Source organism: Streptomyces sp. WAC05374 (genome assembly GCF_004353505.1).
Lineage (GTDB): Bacteria > Actinomycetota > Actinomycetes > Streptomycetales > Streptomycetaceae > Streptomyces.
This window is the reverse complement of record NZ_SMNQ01000004.1, coordinates 394,896-412,030: the sequence shown is the minus strand read 5'-3', so window position 1 is coordinate 412,030 and position 17,135 is coordinate 394,896. Positions and strand designations below refer to the sequence as shown.

Annotated in this window: 16 protein-coding genes; 12 read left to right on the top strand and 4 right to left on the bottom strand. The window is 72.4% G+C overall.

Translation table 11 applies throughout. From position 1 onward, the window contains the following. The first annotated feature begins 134 nt into the window (after nt 1-134). The 11 genes from E2B92_RS12280 (at nt 135) to E2B92_RS12230 (ending at nt 10,283) form a co-directional block, all read left to right on the top strand. Complete coding sequence (locus tag E2B92_RS12280; protein ID WP_126887961.1) at nt 135-854, top strand: GntR family transcriptional regulator; 720 nt, start codon at nt 135-137, stop codon at nt 852-854. 115 nt (nt 855-969) lie between these two features. Further along, the gene (locus tag E2B92_RS12275; protein ID WP_126887958.1) at nt 970-1,974 is read left to right on the top strand and encodes a substrate-binding domain-containing protein; all 1,005 of its coding nucleotides are present in this window, start codon (nt 970-972) and stop codon (nt 1,972-1,974) included. Nucleotides 1,975-2,045: 71 nt separating this feature from the next. Continuing rightward, nucleotides 2,046-3,071, top strand: a complete 1,026-nt coding sequence (locus E2B92_RS12270) for a sugar ABC transporter substrate-binding protein (RefSeq protein ID WP_126887959.1) — start codon at nt 2,046-2,048, stop codon at nt 3,069-3,071. Next, nucleotides 3,068-4,123: an ABC transporter permease gene (locus tag E2B92_RS12265; RefSeq protein WP_133087510.1), complete on the top strand. Its 1,056-nt coding sequence runs from the start codon at nt 3,068-3,070 to the stop codon at nt 4,121-4,123. Before E2B92_RS12270 ends, E2B92_RS12265 begins: the two co-directional genes overlap by 4 nt. Next, on the top strand, nt 4,120-4,944 hold the full coding sequence (locus E2B92_RS12260) for an ATP-binding cassette domain-containing protein (protein WP_133087509.1): 825 nt from the start codon (nt 4,120-4,122) through the stop codon (nt 4,942-4,944). Before E2B92_RS12265 ends, E2B92_RS12260 begins: the two co-directional genes overlap by 4 nt. A gap of 114 nt (nt 4,945-5,058) precedes the next feature. Then, nucleotides 5,059-6,252, top strand: coding sequence for an ROK family glucokinase (locus E2B92_RS12255; protein WP_399432258.1), 1,194 nt, complete (start codon nt 5,059-5,061; stop codon nt 6,250-6,252). 2 nt (nt 6,253-6,254) lie between these two features. Beyond that, complete coding sequence (locus E2B92_RS12250) at nt 6,255-6,818, top strand: hypothetical protein (RefSeq protein ID WP_235023793.1); 564 nt, start codon at nt 6,255-6,257, stop codon at nt 6,816-6,818. A gap of 79 nt (nt 6,819-6,897) precedes the next feature. After that, nucleotides 6,898-8,328: a bifunctional 3-oxoadipate enol-lactonase/4-carboxymuconolactone decarboxylase PcaDC gene (gene pcaDC / locus E2B92_RS12245; protein WP_133087514.1), complete on the top strand. Its 1,431-nt coding sequence runs from the start codon at nt 6,898-6,900 to the stop codon at nt 8,326-8,328. A gap of 23 nt (nt 8,329-8,351) precedes the next feature. Then, entirely contained in the window at nt 8,352-8,984 is a 633-nt protein-coding gene (locus E2B92_RS12240) for an MBL fold metallo-hydrolase (protein ID WP_126888173.1), read from the top strand. Nucleotides 8,985-9,014: 30 nt separating this feature from the next. Beyond that, nucleotides 9,015-9,794, top strand: coding sequence for an exodeoxyribonuclease III (locus E2B92_RS12235; RefSeq protein WP_126888172.1), 780 nt, complete (start codon nt 9,015-9,017; stop codon nt 9,792-9,794). A gap of 48 nt (nt 9,795-9,842) precedes the next feature. Beyond that, nucleotides 9,843-10,283 (top strand): DUF6278 family protein, encoded by a 441-nt coding sequence (locus E2B92_RS12230; protein WP_126888171.1) that lies wholly within the window; start codon nt 9,843-9,845, stop codon nt 10,281-10,283. 216 nt (nt 10,284-10,499) lie between these two features. On the opposite strand, the gene E2B92_RS12225 is transcribed toward E2B92_RS12230, so the two are convergent. The 3 genes from E2B92_RS12225 to E2B92_RS12215 form a co-directional block, all read right to left on the bottom strand. Beyond that, entirely contained in the window at nt 10,500-12,086 is a 1,587-nt protein-coding gene (locus E2B92_RS12225; protein ID WP_126888170.1) for a CocE/NonD family hydrolase, read from the bottom strand. A 141-nt stretch (nt 12,087-12,227) separates the two neighbouring features. Next, on the bottom strand, nt 12,228-13,412 hold the full coding sequence (locus E2B92_RS12220; protein ID WP_126888169.1) for a L,D-transpeptidase: 1,185 nt from the start codon (nt 13,410-13,412) through the stop codon (nt 12,228-12,230). A 63-nt stretch (nt 13,413-13,475) separates the two neighbouring features. Continuing rightward, nucleotides 13,476-14,243 (bottom strand): hypothetical protein, encoded by a 768-nt coding sequence (locus E2B92_RS12215; RefSeq protein ID WP_126888168.1) that lies wholly within the window; start codon nt 14,241-14,243, stop codon nt 13,476-13,478. A 104-nt stretch (nt 14,244-14,347) separates the two neighbouring features. Between E2B92_RS12215 and ggt the strand changes: the two genes are divergently transcribed. Then, complete coding sequence (gene ggt / locus E2B92_RS12210; RefSeq protein ID WP_185923716.1) at nt 14,348-16,153, top strand: gamma-glutamyltransferase; 1,806 nt, start codon at nt 14,348-14,350, stop codon at nt 16,151-16,153. A gap of 27 nt (nt 16,154-16,180) precedes the next feature. On the opposite strand, the gene E2B92_RS12205 is transcribed toward ggt, so the two are convergent. After that, complete coding sequence (locus E2B92_RS12205) at nt 16,181-17,095, bottom strand: hypothetical protein (protein ID WP_126888166.1); 915 nt, start codon at nt 17,093-17,095, stop codon at nt 16,181-16,183. Between the last annotated feature and the right edge of the window lie 40 nt (nt 17,096-17,135).

The window sequence follows — 17,135 nt, the reverse complement described above, 5'->3', positions numbered from 1 at the left end:
TGTCAAGCGTTTGTCCTGACAACATGACTTCACAACTTCCCGTCATCATTTCCTCTGGATAGGCTCGGCGCGTGCCCAAGCAGACCCGAGCAGCCAGAGAAGAGACCGACCCCGTCGTGCGGCTCCCGCTGAGCGTGGACCGCACCAGCCCGGTCCCGCTCTACTTCCAGCTCTCCCAGCAGCTCGAGGCGGCCATCGAGCGCGGGACGCTCACCCCGGGCAGCCTCCTCGGCAACGAGATCGAGCTGGCCGGCCGGCTCGGCCTGTCCCGGCCGACCGTCCGCCAGGCCATCCAGTCCCTCGTCGACAAGGGGCTGCTGGTGCGCCGCCGGGGCGTCGGCACCCAGGTGGTGCACAGCCAGGTCAAGCGCCCGCTGGAGCTCAGCAGCCTGTACGACGACCTGGAGGCGGCCGGCCAGCGTCCCGCCACCACCGTCCTGGCCAACCGCGTGGAGCCGGCGTCCGCCGAGGTCGCCGCCGCCCTGGGCGTGCCGGAGGGTGCCGACGTCCGGTTCGTGGAGCGGCTGCGGTTCGCGCACGGGGAGCCCATGGCCCGGCTGCGCAACCACCTGCCGCCCGGCCTGCTGGACCTGGACACCGAGCTGCTGGAGGGCACCGGTCTGTACCGGATGATGCGGGGCGCGGGCATCACCCTGCACAGTGCCCGCCAGTCGGTCGGGGCGCGGGCGGCGACGGGCCCGGAGGCGGAGCTGCTCACCGAGGAGGCGGGCGCCCCGCTGCTGACGATGGAGCGGACCACCTTCGACGACACCGGCCGGGCGGTGGAGTTCGGCTCGCACATCTACCGGGCGTCGCGGTACGCCTTCGAGTTCCAGCTCCTGGTGCGGCCCTGATGCCCCGCCGCGCCGCGTAAGAATGTTCGGACAAAGTATTGACGGGTCCGCCCCGCCCCCGTAGAAACTCACCCAGCCGCAATCGGGCGGCGCCGGGGAGACAAGGCGGACCACGATGCGTACCACCCGTACGGCGGCAGCGGCCCTGCTGACCGCAGTCGCACTCACCGTCACCGCCGCCGGATGCAGCAGCTCGGGCGGCAAGGACTCCGAGGACAGGCCCCCGGGCGCGTCCGGCGGCGGCAAACCCGCCGCCACCGCCCGTATGACCGTCGCGATGGTCACCCACTCCGGCGAGGGAGACACCTTCTGGGACATCGTCCAGAGCGGCGCCAAGACCGCCGCCGCCAAGGACAACGTCGAGTTCCTCTACGCCGCCCACAAGGAGGGCAAGGAGCAGGCCGCCCTCATCGACTCGTACGTCGCGAAGAAGGTCGACGGCCTGATCGTCACCCTCGCCAAGCCCGAGGCCGTCAAGGCGTCCGTCGCCAAGGCGGTGGCCGCGGGCATCCCGGTCGTGACGATCAACTCCGGCGGGCAGCACTCCAGGGCCTTCGGGGCGCTCAGCCACATCGGCCAGGACGAGGCCGTGGCCGGCGAGGCCGTCGGCGAGGAGCTGACCGCACGCGGGAAGAAGAAGGCGCTCTGCGTGATCCACGAGCAGGGAAACGTTTCCCTCGAGGAGCGCTGCGCCGGGGTCAGGAAGACCTTCAAGGGCACCGTCGAGAACCTCAACGTCGAGGGCACCAACATGCCCGCCGCGACCTCCTCCATCGAGGCCAAGCTCCAGAGCGCCAAGGACATCGACGCCGTCGTCACCCTCGGCGCCCCGTTCGCCGCCGCCTCGGTCAAGGCCCGGCAGAGCGCCGGCTCCGACGCCGAGATCGACACCTTCGACCTCAACGCCGCCGTCGTCGCCCAGCTCAAGGCCGGGCAGATCGGCTTCGCCGTCGACCAGCAGCCCTACCTCCAGGGGTACGAGGCGGTCGACCTGCTGTGGCTCCACAAGGACAACCTCAACGTCCTCGGCGGCGGCAAGCAGGTCCTCACCGGCCCCGCCCTCGTCACCGGGAAGGACGTACCCGTCCTCGAGGAACTGACCGCCCGCGGTACCCGATGAAATCCGGGCACATCACCATGACCGATACTTGGCCGGTACAGCGAGCAGGACGGCAAGAAGGGCACGGCGTCGTGGCAAGGGTTCGGACAGGGGTACGCGCGCTGCGCGCGGTGCTGGCGACGGTGCTCGGGGTCTGCCTCGCGGGGACGGTGGCCGGGTGCAGCGCCACCGGCGGCAAGCGCGCCGAGGACGCCCGCAAGGCGGCCGCCGCCGAGGGCCGGGCCGCCGTGAACACCCCGAGGTGGACCATCGCCATGGTCACCCACTCCGGAGACGGCGACACCTTCTGGGACATCGTCCAGAACGGCGCCAAGCAGGCCGCCGCCAAGGACAACATCAACTTCCTCTACGCCCACAGCGACGAGGGCCAGCAGCAGGCGCAGCTCGTCGACTCCTACATCGACAAGAAGGTCGACGGCCTGATCGTCACCCTCGCCAAGCCCGACGCCATGAAGGCGTCCGTCGCCCGGGCCGTCAAGGCGGGCATCCCCGTCATCACCGTCAACAGCGGCTCACAGCAGTCCAAGGCCTTCGGCGCCCTCGCCCACATCGGCCAGGACGAGACCATCGCCGGCGAGGCCGTCGGCGACGAGCTCGACGAGCGGGGCCGCAAGAAGGCCCTGTGCGTCCTGCACGAGCAGGGCAACGTCGGCCACGAGCAGCGCTGCGCCGGAGTGGCCAGGACCTTCGGCGGCGACGTCCAGAACCTGTACGTCGACGGCACCAACATGCCCGACGTCCAGGCGTCCATCGAGGCGAAGCTCCAGACCGACCGGTCCATCGACGCCGTCGTCACCCTCGGCGCGCCGTTCGCCGACGCCGCCGTCCAGGCGAAGAGGACCGCCGGGTCCGGCGCCGAGATCGACACCTTCGACCTCAACGCCAAGGTGGCCGCCGGGCTGCGGAGCAAGCAGCTCGGCTTCGCCGTCGACCAGCAGCCCTACCTCCAGGGGTACGAGGCGGTCGACCTGCTGTGGCTGTACCGCTACAACGCCGACGTCCTGGGCGGCGGCAGGCCCGTGCTCACCGGGCCGCAGATCATCACCGAGAAGGACGCCGCCAAGCTGACGGAATTCACGGAGCGAGGAACCCGATGACCGCGACCGCACCACCCGTGAAGGACGGCGCCCCCGCCGACGAGCGCCTGCTGCGCACCTCACCGCTGCGCACGCTCCTCGGCCGCCCCGAGCTCGGCTCCGTCGTCGGCGCCGTCGCCGTCTTCCTCTTCTTCTCCCTCGTCGCCGACAGCTTCCTGCGCGCCTCCAGCTTCGGCACGGTCCTCTACGCCGCCTCGACGATCGGCATCATGGCCGTCCCCGTCGCGCTGCTGATGATCGGCGGCGAGTTCGACCTGTCGGCCGGTGTGCTGGTGACCAGCTCCGCGCTGATCTCCTCGATGTTCAGCTACCAGATGACGGCCAACGTCTGGGTCGGCGTCGGCGTGTCGCTCCTGGTCACGCTCGCCGTCGGCGCCTTCAACGGCGTCATGCTGACCCGTACGAGGCTGCCGAGCTTCATCATCACGCTCGGTACGTTCCTGATGCTGACCGGCCTGAACCTGGGCCTGACCAAGCTGATCAGCGGCACGGTGTCGACGAAGACCATCGCCGACATGGAGGGCTTCGCCTCCGCCCGCGCCCTGTTCGCCTCCCAGTTCTCCCTGGGCGGCGTCGACGTCAAGGTCACCATCCTGTGGTGGTTCGCCCTGGTGGCCCTCGCCACCTGGGTCCTGCTGCGCACCCGGTTCGGCAACTGGATCTTCGCGGTGGGCGGCGGCGCCGACGCGGCCCGCGCGGTGGGCGTCCCGGTGCGCGCCACGAAGACCGGCCTCTACATGGGCGTGGCCTTCTGCGCCTGGGTGTCGGGCCAGCACCTGCTGTTCTCGTTCGACGTCGTCCAGTCCGGCGAGGGTGTCGGCAACGAGCTGATCTACATCATCGCCGCCGTGATCGGCGGCTGCCTGATCACCGGCGGGTACGGCTCCGCCATCGGCTCGGCGGTCGGCGCGTTCATCTTCGGCATGACCAGCAAGGGCATCGTCTACGCCGAGTGGAACCCGGACTGGTTCAAGTTCTTCCTCGGGGCGATGCTCCTACTCGCGACCCTGCTCAACGCCTGGGTCCGCAAGCGCGCGGAGGCGACCAAGTGACGGCACTGGTGGAGCTCGACCACGTCAGCAAGTACTACGGCAACATCCGCGCCCTCGAAGGGGTCTCCCTGGAGGTCCACGCCGGGCAGATCTCCTGCGTGCTGGGCGACAACGGCGCCGGCAAGTCCACCCTCATCAAGATCATCGCCGGGCTGCACGGCCACGACGCCGGCACCCTGCGCATCGAGGGCGAGGAGACCACCCTCTCCTCCCCGCGCGACGCCCTCGACCGGGGCATCGCCACCGTCTACCAGGACCTGGCCGTCGTCCCGCTCATGCCCGTCTGGCGGAACTTCTTCCTCGGCTCCGAGCCCACCAGGGGCGCCGGCCCCTTCAAGCGCCTCGACGTCGCGTACATGCGCGAGACGACCCGCGCCGAGCTGGCCCGCATGGGCATCGACCTGCGGGACGTCGACCAGCCCATCGGCACCCTGTCCGGCGGTGAGCGCCAGTGCGTGGCCATCGCCCGCGCCGTCCACTTCGGCGCCAAGGTCCTCGTGCTCGACGAGCCGACGGCCGCGCTGGGCGTCAAGCAGTCCGGCGTGGTGCTCAAGTACGTGGCGGCCGCCCGCGACGCCGGGCTCGGCGTGGTGTTGATCACCCACAACCCGCACCACGCGTATCTGGTCGGTGACCGGTTCGTGCTGCTGAAGCGCGGCGCGATGGCCGCGAGCCACACCAAGGACTCCGTCACGCTCGACGAACTCACCCGCCAGATGGCGGGCGGCAGCGAGCTCGAGGACCTCCGCCACGAGCTGGAAAGGGCCCCCGCCCCGGCCCGCGTCGGCGGCCACGACGTCCCGCCCGCCCCGGCGCCCTGACCACGGCGCGCCCCCGCCCCCGGCGCCGCAACTGGCAGAATCGGGGGCGGCGGGCGCCGTCCGCCGCCGGACCCCCCACCGCCCGGCCCCCCACGACCAGGGACGACAGGCCTCGTGAGCACGTACCGCGACTTCGCCCTCCCCCGAGCTCTCACGGCTCGCGCGGCGGGGACCTCCGGCGGCGCCGCACGCGCCACCGTCCTGCGCACCGTCTCGGCCCGCGAGCGCCGCTCGCACCTGACGGCGCCCCGCGTCCCCACCGTCGGCATCGACATCGGCGGGACGAAGGTGATGGCGGGCGTCGTCGACGCCGACGGGCAGATCCTGGAGCAGATCAAGACCGAGACGCCGGACAAGTCCAAGAGCGCCAAGGTCGTCGAGGACACCATCACCGAGCTGGTCCTCGACCTCTCCGACCGGCACGACGTGCACGCCGTCGGCATCGGCGCGGCCGGCTGGGTCGACGCCGACCGCAGCCGCGTCCTGTTCGCCCCCCACCTGGCCTGGCGCAACGAGCCGCTGCGCGACTCCCTCCAGGCCCGGCTCGCCGTCCCCGTCATGGTCGACAACGACGCCAACACCGCCGCCTGGGCGGAGTGGCGCTTCGGCGCCGGCCGCGGCGAGGACCACCTCGTCATGATCACGCTCGGCACCGGCATCGGCGGCGCGATCCTGGAGGACGGGCAGGTCAAGCGGGGCCGGTACGGCGTCGCCGGCGAGTTCGGCCACATGCAGGTCGTGCCCGGCGGCCACCGCTGCCCGTGCGGCAACCGCGGCTGCTGGGAGCAGTACAGCTCCGGCAACGCCCTCGTCCGCGAGGCCCGCGAGCTGGCGGCGGCCGACTCGCCGGTCGCGTACAACATCATCGAGCGCGTCAAGGGCTCCGTCCCCGACATCACCGGCCCGCTGATCACCGAGCTCGCCCGCGAGGGCGACGCGATGTGCGTCGAGCTGTTCCAGGACATCGGCCAGTGGCTCGGCGTCGGCATCGCCAACCTGGCCGCTGCCCTCGACCCGTCCTGCTTCGTCATCGGCGGCGGCGTCAGCGCCGCCGACGACCTGCTCATCGGCCCCGCCCGGGACGCCTTCCGGCGCCACCTCACCGGCCGCGGCTACCGCCCCGAGGCCCGGATCGCCAAGGCCCAGCTCGGGCCCGAGGCCGGCATGGTCGGCGCCGCCGACCTGGCCCGGCTCGTCGCCCGCCGCTTCCGCCGCGCCAACCGCCGCCGCCTGGAGCGCTACGAGCGCTACGAGCGGTACGCCCAGGCCATCCGCAACGGCCGTACGACCACCACCCAGGAACCGTAGTCATGTCAGCGATCTCCGTGCTGAACCAGCCCGCCTCCCCGGAGGAGCGGCGGCGCATGATCCGCCGCCGATTCCTGACCGCCGTCGTCATCGTGCTGCTCATCGGCATCCCGGCCGGCTACCTGGTCATCTCCGCCCAGCAGTCCCGCGCCAGCGGCCGCGACAAGGAGGCCGAGTCCTCCGTCACCGGCCTCCAGGACAGTTGGCCCTCCAAGATGAAGCGCCGCGTCTTCGAGGTGCCGATCCCGTCCGGCTCCACCGAGGTCGCCTACTTCGAGACGAGCAACTGGAAGACCAGCAGGCTGTACGTCGAGTTCACCACCACCGGCACCGGGCTGGACGACTTCCTCAACGACGTCGGAACCAGCCGCGCCGCCCTCGACGCCCAGGACGTCACCATCGGCGAACGCGACGCCCGCACCGTCGGCTGGACCTTCCCGGCCGACCGCGACTGGTCGGCCACCACCCACCGCCAGAAGGACCCCCGCCCCACCCGCGACATCACCGTCGACCTCAGCGACCCCGCCGCCCCACGCGTCTACGTCGTCTCCACCGCCACCCCCTGACCGGGCGGGGCCGGTTCCGCTCGCTACCCTGGAGCGAGTGAGCCAGACGCAGACGACCGAACCGCAGCCCGCAGCGCCCATGACCCTCCAGTACCGGTCCGACGGCCCCGAGGACGCCCCCGTCCTGATCCTGGGGCCCTCACTGGGCACCACCTGGCACATGTGGGACCGGCAGATACCCGAGCTGGTGCGTCAGTGGCGGGTCATCCGGTTCGACCTGCCCGGTCACGGCGGGGCCCCGGCGCACCCCGCCACCTCCGTCGGCGAGCTCACCGACCGGCTGCTCGCCACCCTCGACGAGCTGGGCGTCCAGCGCTTCGGGTACGCCGGCTGTTCCATCGGCGGGGCCGTCGGCACCGACCTGGCGCTGCGCGCGCCCCACCGGCTCGCCTCGCTGGCCCTGATCGCCTCCTCGCCCCGCTTCGGCACCGCGGACGAGTTCCGCCAGCGCGGGGTGATCGTCCGCACCAACGGCCTCGACCCGATGGCCCGCACCGCGCCCGAGCGCTGGTTCACGCCCGGCTTCGCCGCCGCCCAGCCCGCGATCGTCGAGTGGGCCGTGCAGATGGTCCGTACGACCGACGCCGGCTGCTACGTCGCCGCCTGCGAGGCGCTCGCCGCCTTCGACGTCCGCGCCGACCTCGGCCGCGTGGGCGTCCCCACCCTCGTCCTGGTCGGCTCCGAGGACCGCGTCACCGGCCCCGCCGAGGCGCGCCACCTGGTGGCCGGCATCCCCGACGCCCGCCTCGCCGTCGTGCCCGGCGCGTCCCACCTCGCGCCCGTGGAGCAGCCGGCCGCGGTGACCGACCTGCTCGTACGGCACTTCTCCACGAGCTGGCAGGCGGTGTCCGACTCCTCGACCGGGATGACCGCCCTCGCCGCGCCGCCCGTGGTGCCCGCCATCGCCGCCCCCGTCGCCCCGCAGGTCGCCGTCCCGCCCGCGCCGGCCCCCGACACCGCCGCCCCCGTGCCCGGCGCCGTCCCGCCCGGCATCGTCCCGCCCGGCATCGTCCCGCCCGGCATCGTCCCGCCCGGTGCCGTGCCGCCCGGTGCCGTCCCGTCCGTCGCGGCCCACGTCGCCGGGCCCGTCGCTCCCGCCCCCGCGCCCGCCGCCGAACCGGCCGGCCGGCCCGACCCGTACGACGCGGGCATGAAGGTGCGCCGCGAGGTGCTGGGCGACGCCCACGTCGACCGGGCCATGGCCGGCGCCGACGACTTCACCGGCGACTTCCAGGAGCTGATCACCCGGTATGCCTGGGGCGAGGTCTGGACCCGCGACGGCCTGGACCGCCGCACCCGCAGCGCCGTCACCCTGACCGCCCTGGTCGCCGGCGGCCACCTGGACGAGCTCGCCTTCCACACCCGCGCCGCCCTCCGCAACGGCCTCTCGCCCGCCGAGATCCGGGAAGTGCTCCTCCAGACGGCCATCTACTGCGGCGTCCCGGCCGCCAACTCGGCGTTCCGGGTCGCCCGGAAGGTCATCCTGGAGGAGACCACACCGGAAGTGTGACCCGACCGGGGGAGGATGCCTCCATGAAGCTGATCAAGAAGTCCCACGCGTGCGTGCGGCTGGAGAAGGACGGGCGCACGCTCGTCGTCGACCCCGGCGGATTCAGCGAGCCGGACGCCGCGCTCGGCGCCGACGCGATCCTCGTCACCCACGAGCACCCCGACCACTTCGACGAGGGGCGGCTGCGGGCCGCCCTGGAGGCCGACCCGGGCGCCGAGATCTGGACGCTGCGCAGCGTCGCGGAGAAGATCTCGGCGGCCTTCCCCGGCCGGGTCCGCACGGTCGGCCACGGCGACACCTTCACCGCGGCCGGCTTCGACGTCCAGGCGCACGGGGAACTGCACGCCGTGATCCACCCGGACATCCCCCGGATCACCAACATCGGCTTCCTCGTCGACGGGGCCGTCTTCCACCCCGGCGACGCGCTCACCGTCCCCGACCAGCCCGTGGACACCCTGATGCTCCCGGTGATGGCCCCCTGGAGCAAGATCTCCGAAGTCATCGACTACGTGCGAGAGGTCGGCCCGCGGCGGGCCATCGACATCCACGACGCGCTCCTCACCGACCTGGCCCGGCCCATCTACGACCGCCAGATCGGCGCCCTGGGCGGCACGGACCACGGACGGCTGACGCCCGGCGACGCGACGGAGGTCTGACTGTCACAGGGCCCCATTAGGCTGTGGGGCATGCGCATCGCCACCTGGAACGTCAATTCGATCACCGCCCGGCTGCCCCGGCTGCTGGCCTGGCTGGAGAGCAGCGGCACGGACGTGCTGTGCATCCAGGAGACCAAGTGCACCGCGGAGCAGTTCCCCACCGACGAGCTGCGCGAGCTGGGGTACCAGTCGTCGGTGCACGCCACCGGCCGGTGGAACGGCGTGGCCCTGGTCTCCCGCGTCGGCCTGGAGGACGTCGTCCACGGCCTGCCGGGCGGCCCGGAGTACGACGGCGTCGCCGAACCGCGGGCCATCTCCGCGACCTGCGGCCCGGCCCGTGTCTGGTCGGTGTACGTGCCGAACGGCCGTGAGGTGGCGCACGAGCACTACGCCTACAAGCTGCGCTGGCTGGAGGCGCTCAAGGACGCGGTCGCCGAGGACGCGGCGGGCACCCGCCCCTTCGCGGTGCTCGGCGACTTCAACATCGCGCCGACCGACGACGACGTCTTCGACCGCGCCCTGTTCGAGGGCTCGACGCACGTCACCGAGCCCGAGCGCGCAGCGCTCGCGGGGCTGCGCGACGCCGGGCTGTCCGACGTGGTGCCGCGCCCGCTGAAGTACGACCACCCGTTCACCTACTGGGACTACCGCCAGCTCTGCTTCCCCAAGAACCGGGGCATGCGCATCGACCTGGTGTACGGCAACAAGCCGTTCGCCGGCGCGGTCACGGACGCCTACGTCGACCGCGAGGAGCGCAAGGGCAAGGGCGCCTCCGACCACGCCCCGGTCGTCGTCGACCTGGACGTCTAGCGCGCGCCCTGTAGTGCGTCCGGTGGGTTCGGTGCGACGCTGGGCGGTATGAACATCCCTTTCCTGGACGCCTGGCGCAAGCGGCACGGTGACGGGCGGTCCGCGGTCCCGCGCGCCGCCGCCGAGAGCGACCCGGAGGGCGTGGCGGACATGCTCGCCGAGTGCGACCTGCTGCGCGCCCGGGTCCAGGAGTACGGGGTGCAACTGGACGACACGCCGCGGTCCTTGGAGGCGATCGACCAGCTCCCGCCCCGCTGGCGGGACGACCCCGAGGAGCTGCCCTGGCTGGGCAACGACGCGGGTCTGTACCTCGGTACGGTCATCGTACGGACGGTGCCCGGCGCGCACTGGCACCTGACACCGGGCGGTCACCCGGTCGTCCGGCTGGTCTCGGGCCGGGAGATCCACGTCGTCGAGGCCGGACTGGACTGGGCGATCAGCGGCTCCCCCGAGCTCTCCCAGGTGTACGCGGAAGCCGCCGAGGGGTAGCCGCTCCAGGTGGTAAATACGGCTTATGCCCCCTTTATGCGTGTCGGGGAGCTGAAGTCCCTTTCCGGGCTGGATAGTTTGCGCTGACCTCGTCACGGCTGAGAAGGGGGCAGGGCAGCGTATGGCCGTCGATCCGTTGATCGAGCCGCGTGACGCCGCTCCGGGACGGGTGCCGGCGGACCCGATGAGCCAGGCCCGACCGGCGGCGGCCGGAGATCACTCCTCGCGCAGCGGCACCGACACGTACGACGGGTCGGACGACGGCGAGGAGAAGGTCAGCCGCGCGCCGGACGGGTTGTGCTCGATGTACAGCGGGTCGACGGTGTCGACGACCAGGGCGAGCCGGTGGCCGGCCGGGACGTCGTAGGCGGTGGAGAACAGCTCCAGGTCCACGCTGAACGGCCGCCCCGGCGTCTTGCCGTGGAAGGTGTACGGGGCGTTGCTGACCAGCTTGCCGACGCCGAGCGGGCCCACGTCGTAGAGGTACGCGACGAGGGTGCCGCTCGACGCGGTGCTGGTGACCGTGGTGTGCAGCTTCGCCGTGCCCCGCACGCGCTGCGGGGAGCCGTACCGCTCGGACTGCCAGACGGCCGCGAAGGAGCGGGGGAGCAGGGGGATGGAGGCCATGGGCGGCAGCTTCAGGAACTGGTCGAGGGTGTTGGAGAGCATCACGATGCCGCCGTTGGCGCCCGAGTCGACGTTCGCGTACACCTTCCGCTCGTCGGCGAGGGCGATCTTCCGCTGGGTGGCGCCGACCGACTTCCAGTCGGGGTAGCCCTCGTAGCCGCTGGAGGAGCGGGACGCGAGCTGGACCGGCTGCTCGCGGTCGATGCCGTTGTCCGCGCCCTTGAGGTGGTGGTCGAACCAGCGGTGGGCGTTGGTCCAGGTGTCGTTGGGCAGGCCGAGCAGGCCGGTCGCCTCGGCGGTGGCGTGGTCGCCGGGCCGCAGTTCCAGGCGCTTGGGGCCGGTGAGCTTCTCGTAGAAGGAGGCGTACTGGTTGGGCGGGAAGATGGTGTCGCCCCAGGCGTTGCCGAGCATGATGGCGGCGCCGCCCGCGTTGATCCGGTCGAGCGCGAAGGCGGGGGAGCGCTTGGCGCCCCACGCGATCATCTCCTCCTCCTTGTCCAGGTTGGAGGCGAGGAAGTCCTTCAGGGTCTGCTGGAGTTCGGGGCTCGGGCGGCCGGTGAGGTAGCCGGTGCCGCCGAGCATCGCGGCCGCCTGGAGGTGCTGGGTGCGGCCGCTGTAGATGGAGTCGATGAGGTCGGCCCAGCCGCTCATCGCGACGACGGCCCGGACGCGCTTGTCGTGACCGGCGGCGAGCAGGCTGATGCCCGCGCCGTAGCTGACGCCCGCCATGCCGACCCGCTGGGGGTCGGCGGGGGTGTGGGCCAGGGCCCAGTCGATGACCTTGGAGGCGTCGGCGACGTCCGCCGGGCCGGCGACCTCGATGTGGCCGCCGGACTGCCAGAAGCCGCGCGAGTTGTAGCTGACGACCACGTAGCCGGAGTCGGCGAGCTTCCGGGCCTGGGCGAGGTACTCGACCTGCGGCATGGACCAGCTCGTCGGCAGCACGATCACGGGGTAGCGGCGGGTGCCGTCGGAGTCCGCCGGGGTGACGACGTTGGCCTTCAGGACGGTGCCGCCGTCGCCGGTGATGTCGACGAACCGTATACCGCCGGTCATGACCGTGTCCGTGCCGGTGGCGGCGGCGGGCGGGGCGAAGCCCAGGGCCGTCCCGGCCAGCAGGGCGGCCGAGACGGCACCGGTCGTCGTCGTACGCAGGGCTGTGCGCGGCTTTCCCACGGTTCGTTCCCCCATTCGCCGGTCACGCTTGAAAGGTGAACCGAAGGAAACCATGGGGGCCTTACCGGAGGTAACCCATCAGTAAGTTACGTGCCGGTAACGATTGTTGGACGTCGTGTCAACGAGCCTCGTGCCCAGGCGTCAGCGCAGGGCGCTCTTCGCCTGCCACTCCGCCCACGACAGGTTCCACTCGCCGTACCCGTTGTTCAGCGCCTGCGTGCCCTTGGCGTCGGCGCCCTCCACCTCGAAGGGGTCGCCCACCTGCACCTGGTCGTACACCCACCGGGCGTCCGGGGTGTCCATGCCGATGCAGCCGGAGCTCTTGTTGGCGCTGCCCATGTACCGGGCGTTCCAGGGCGCGGCGTGCGCGTACATCCCGGACCAGGTCAGCCGCATCGAGTAGTCGACCATCTTGTCGTACGCGTCACCCAGGCCGACCGTCTCGGAGCGCATGTTGATCGTGCCCTCCTTCGACATCAGCACGGTCTTGCCGCGCCACGACGCCTTGTCGCCGCCCGGCGTGCCGCCCGACATGGGGATGTCCTTGATCTCCTGGCCGTCCTGCAGCAGCTTCAGCCGGTGGTTGTCCAGGTCGGCCTTGACCACCTGGTTCTTCCCTATGGTCACGTCGGTCGTGTAGTCCCGTACGAACCAGCCGCCGGCCTCGCCCGAGTCGACGCCGTTCAGCTCGGCCCGGAGGGTGACCTTGGTGCCGGGCTTCCAGTACTTCTCCGGCCGCCAGTCGACCCGGTCCTTGCCCGACCAGTCCTGCATCCAGCCCCACGAGCCGACCGTGTTGTTCGACGTCGTCACCTTGAGGTGCTTCTCCACCTCGGCCTTGTTCTTGACCGGGTGGTCGAAGACGATCGACAGCGGGTGGGCGATGCCGACCGTGCTGTTCTTGCCGGGGGCCAGCGTGAGCTTGTTCACCTTCTCGGGCGCGGCCGTGGCGAAGTCCGCCGTGGCGGTGCCGCCGTCCGTGGTGCGCGCCTCGACGGTGTAGCCCGTGCCGGGGGCGGCCTTGCGGGCGGAGGTCCAGGTCAGGCCGTCGCCGGAGACCGTGCCGTCGAGCGTGGCGCCCTTGGAGTCGGTCACGGTGACCTGCTGGAGTTTGCCCTCGGCGAGGGTCACCTTCACCGGCTCACCGGCCTTCGCCTGCTTGCCGGTGAGGTTCACCGAGATCCGGGTGTCCGGCTTGGTGCCCTTCTCGTCGGCCTTCGCGGGGCCCGAACCGCCCGAGCACGCGGTCAGGGCGGCCGCGGCGAGGACCGCGGTGCCGGCCAGGGCGGCGGTGCGGAAGGGGCTGCGCGGGCGTGTGCGGCTCAACTGGAAACCTCCGATGCGTTCTTTCGTCCCCAGGTGAGAGGGGCGTCGGAGGGTGCGGGTTGCCTAGGGGGCGCCGGAAATTTCCGGCTGTGCCGGATCGGTCCGCGCCTCGGCCTGTGGCGCCGGTGACAGTGCGGCCCGGGTCACGTCCGCGACCAGCTCCACGACGTCGGGGCCGTACGCCTGCGAGTTCACCACCTTCAGCAGCAGCACGAACGAGCCGTCGGTCCCGTACTTCCGGGCCAGCTTCTCGTGGTGCCGGACCAGGTAGCGGGTGGCCGCCTGGTTGGTGATCGCGCGCTGGCCGCAGAAGAGGAACACGGGCCGCGCGCCCTCACCGGCGGTGAGCCTGGCGAGTATGACGTACTCGGACGATCCCCCGTCCTCCCGGTAGCGCTCGGCGCCGATCGTGAACGCGCCGCGGTCGGGGCCCGGCTCCACGTCCACGTTGACGTCGACGCCCGGCAGCAGGGTGGCCAGATGCGCGGCCGTCCGCCGGTTGGAATACGGTCCACCGAGGCAGAACTCGGTTCGCTCGCCGAAGCCCTGCTGGGTGGCGTCGTGCGGCACGATCCGCGCGTGCGAGCCGCAGTCCTTGATGAGGGCCGCCAGTTCGAGGAGCGCGAAGACGTCGTAGCGGCGCACCGCGCCGTCGCTGCCCGCGTCGCGGTTGACCACCAGCACGCATTCGGCGTTCCCCGGCAGCCCGAAGAACGCCTGCTTGCGGCGGAGCCCGCGGCGCCACAGGGCGGTGCGGGCCAGCCAGCCGAGCGACGCGCTGACTCCGGTGGCGATGACACCGAGCACGATGTTGAGCAGGTCTTCATACATGGGCGCGCATGGTAGCGGGGGAGCGAAACGTGGCCAGAGGCGGTCCTGGCGGGGGGCTGCCCGCGAAGTTAGGCTGCGCGGACGGTCGTTGACTGGAGGTACGGATGCGTCGGTCCCACGTACGTAACGTCTCGCTCGCCGCTGTCGCCGCCACGGTCCTCTCCGTCGGCGCCGCCGCGCCGCCCACGGAACGTACGACGCCCGTCAAGGAACCGGTGGCGGTGGGGTACGGCGGCGCCGTCGCGAGCGTGGACGCCGACGCCTCCGCCGCCGGGATCGAGGTGCTGCGGCGGGGCGGCAACGCCGTGGACGCGGCGGTCGCCACGGCCGCGGCGCTCGGCGTCACCGAGCCGTACTCGGCGGGCATCGGCGGCGGTGGCTACTTCGTCTACTACGACGCCAGGACCCGCAAGGTCCACACCATCGACGGCCGCGAGACGGCGCCGATGTCGGCGGACGCGTCGCTGTTCCTCGGCGAGGACGGCAAGCCCCTGCCCTTCGAGGAGGCCATGACCAGCGGGCTGAGCGTCGGCACCCCCGGCACGCCCGCCACCTGGGAGGCCGCGCTCGGCGCCTGGGGCAGCAAGTCGCTGCGGGACCTGCTGAAGCCGGCCGAGCGCCTCGCACGGGACGGCTTCACCGTCGACGCAACCTTCCGCGCGCAGACCGCCGCCAACGAAGCCCGGTTCCGGGACTTCCCGGCCTCCACGGAGCTGTTCCTGCCCGGCGGGCGGCTGCCCGTCGTCGGGTCGGTCATCACCAACCCCGACCTCGCCCGCACGTACGAGAAGCTCGGCCGCCAGGGCGCCGGGGCCCTGTACCGGGGCGAACTGGCCCGCGACATCGTCCGTACGGTGCAGGACCCGCCCGTCCGGGAGGGCGCCACCCGCAACGTACGCGCCGGGGACCTGACGGAACGCGACCTGGCCCGCTACGAGACGAAGCGGCAGCGGCCCACGAAGATGTCGTACCGGGGCCTGGACGTCTACGGCATGGCACCCTCGTCGTCGGGCGGCACCACCGTCGGCGAGGCCCTCAACATCCTGGAGCGCACCGACCTGTCGTCCCTGCCGAAGGCCCGGTACCTGCACCGGTTCATCGAGGCGAGCCGCATCGCCTTCGCCGACCGGGGGCGCTGGGTCGGCGACCCGGCCTTCGAGGACGTACCCGTCAAGGGCCTGCTGTCGCAGCGGTTCGCCGACTCGCGCGCCTGCCTGATCCGCGACGACGCGGTGCTCACCAGCCCGCTCGCCCCGGGCGACCCGCGCCGGCCGCGGCCGTGCGCCAGTGGCGGGACGGCGGCGCCGACGACGTACGAGGGGGAGAACACCACCCACCTCACGGCGTCCGACAAGTGGGGCAACGTCGTCGCGTACACGCTGACCATCGAATCGACGGGCGGCAGCGGCATCACCGTGCCCGGACGGGGCTTCCTGCTCAACAACGAGCTGACCGACTTCTCCTTCGCCCCCGCCAACCCGGCCGTCCACGACCCGAACCTGCCCGGCCCCGGCAAGCGTCCCCGCTCCTCCATGTCGCCCACCATCGTCCTGGACGACCGCGCCCGCCCGGTGCTCGCCCTCGGCTCCCCGGGCGGCGCGACCATCATCACGACCGTGCTCCAGACCCTGACCGGCGTCGTGGACCGCGACCTCCCGCTCGTCGAGGCGATCGCCGCCCCGCGCGCCAGCCAGCGCAACCAGACCACCACGGAGCTCGAACCGGCCCTCTACAACAGCCCGTTGCGCACCGAGCTGGAGGCCCTGGGCCACGCCTTCCGCCAGAACCCCGAGATCGGCGCCGCGACCGGCGTCCAGCGCCTCCCGGACGGCCGCTGGCTCGCCGCCGCCGAGAAGACCCGCCGCGGCGGTGGCTCCGCCATGGTCGTCCACCCGGCCGGGCGGCCGTAGGGCGCCGGTCACGGCCGCGCGGCCGGTTCACCGGGTCAGTACGTACCAGTCGGGTGAATCAGGGTCGCCGTACTCGTAGTTCAGCTTCGGGTCGGCGGCCGTCCCGCCCAGGGTCCAGCGGCCGGGCCAGCAGTCGCCGACGGCGATGTCGACAGCCTGGAGCCAGGTGCTGTCGTCCGGCGTGAAGCGCCAGGTGCCGGAGCCCGCGCACCGGCCCTCCGGCTCCCCGGCACGGTCGCCCCAGGTGCCCACGGCGACCGCGCGGCCGTCCGCCCCCAGCCGCAGGGTGCCGCCCCGGCCGTCGCTCCACGTACCGGCCAGGTCCGAGCCCCGCACCCGGGGCGGGGCGTACTCGTCCACCAGCCCGGTGCCGTACACCAGGGCGCCCAGGGCGACCACGCCGGCGGCCGACAGGGCACCGGCCCCGACGACGGTCCGGTACGGACGCTCACGGGTGAGGGCCCAGCGCGTCAGCAACGCCACCGCCGACAGCGCCACCGTCCCGCCCAGCCACGTCCACCACCAGACCGCCGGGCCGCCTCCGGCCACCGCGGGCCACGGCGCCACCACGGCCGCCCCGCACCCGGCCACCACCGGCACCCACCACCAGGCGTGCCGGCCGGTGTACCTGCGCCCCGCCCACCGCGCGGCCGACAACGCCGGCAGGACCGCGAACACCGTGCAGGCCAGCGCCACCGGCCCCCCGCCGCAGAACAGGAAGGGAAGGGCCGGCAAGGACATGCCCGGGCCGTCAGCGCGCATCGGAGACTCGTGGGCCATCTCCACGAAGCCCGCGATCTCGATGGCCGACGGAGCCATCAGCAGCACGGCCAGCGTCGAGACGAGGATCGGCCTGGTGCTCCACACGGCGTGCGGGGCCACGGGCGGCCGCTCACTCCACCGCACCGGCCACGGTCCCCGCTCGTTCACACGTCTGTTCACAGGCACGGGATCCTCGCACGGGGCGGACGGCCCGGCCGGG

What these genes read in the sequence shown, in the direction of transcription:
- E2B92_RS12250 (WP_235023793.1), top strand. Translation starts at nt 6,255, where the DNA reads ATGTCAGCGATCTCCGTGCTGAACCAGCCCGCCTCCCCGGAGGAGCGG.
- E2B92_RS12275 (WP_126887958.1), top strand. Translation starts at nt 970, where the DNA reads ATGCGTACCACCCGTACGGCGGCAGCGGCCCTGCTGACCGCAGTCGCA.
- E2B92_RS12215 (WP_126888168.1), bottom strand. Translation starts at nt 14,243, where the DNA reads ATGTATGAAGACCTGCTCAACATCGTGCTCGGTGTCATCGCCACCGGA.
- E2B92_RS12230 (WP_126888171.1), top strand. Translation starts at nt 9,843, where the DNA reads ATGAACATCCCTTTCCTGGACGCCTGGCGCAAGCGGCACGGTGACGGG.
- E2B92_RS12240 (WP_126888173.1), top strand. Translation starts at nt 8,352, where the DNA reads ATGAAGCTGATCAAGAAGTCCCACGCGTGCGTGCGGCTGGAGAAGGAC.
- pcaDC (WP_133087514.1), top strand. Translation starts at nt 6,898, where the DNA reads ATGACCCTCCAGTACCGGTCCGACGGCCCCGAGGACGCCCCCGTCCTG.
- E2B92_RS12265 (WP_133087510.1), top strand. Translation starts at nt 3,068, where the DNA reads ATGACCGCGACCGCACCACCCGTGAAGGACGGCGCCCCCGCCGACGAG.
- ggt (WP_185923716.1), top strand. Translation starts at nt 14,348, where the DNA reads ATGCGTCGGTCCCACGTACGTAACGTCTCGCTCGCCGCTGTCGCCGCC.
- E2B92_RS12235 (WP_126888172.1), top strand. Translation starts at nt 9,015, where the DNA reads ATGCGCATCGCCACCTGGAACGTCAATTCGATCACCGCCCGGCTGCCC.